The 598-nt window shown below is 44.0% G+C and carries 1 protein-coding gene; it reads right to left on the bottom strand.

Features of this window, described 5'->3' with window-relative positions; genetic code table 11:
* Window positions 1-598 (bottom strand): transposase (locus QYM41_RS17700; RefSeq protein WP_368801082.1); only part of this gene is annotated, 598 nt, incomplete at both ends.

Below are 598 nucleotides of genomic sequence, written 5' to 3' on the forward strand. Positions count from 1 at the left end.
CCCTGCTGGGCAGACGTACAGATCTGCATCCTTGTTGTATTCAAAAGGGAGTTTGTTTGTTCGATTACCGTCAATTACAGAGCTTAAACGAGCAGAGAGGCGCATATTGTTTTCCTTTGCCATTTTGAGATTCTCCTTGCTGGAATATGCCTTATCTGCTACTATGGAATCAACTTCCATTCCTGCTTCCTCTGTCTTTTTTATCAATTCTGGCAATTGCTGTCCATCACCCTTCTCGCCGGAGGTGACGGTAGCTGCGGTGATAATTCTCTCATCGCTCATAGCTATATGCGTCTTATAGCCAAAGAATGAAGAATGCGCTGTTTTATGTCCTGTACGGGCATCTTCATCTTTTGATATTACGCCTCGGGTCTCTGCATCGGAAATGGTTTCTTTCAGCATGTTAAGACGTTCCTTGACTGCAGGCATATTGGCAGTTGCAGCGTCAGCTTCTACTGTCGCAACTATCGTTTTGGCTGCAGTCATGATAGAAGAATACTTCTTTTCTTTTGGAAGCTCAGGCAATTCCATGCTGTCATCTACAGAATTAACGACCTTGATTACGGCCTTGCAATAATACTCCAAACTCTTTGCTGCA

The sequence above is a fragment of the Kocuria oxytropis genome (assembly GCF_040981195.1).
GTDB lineage: Bacteria > Actinomycetota > Actinomycetes > Actinomycetales > Micrococcaceae > Kocuria > Kocuria oxytropis.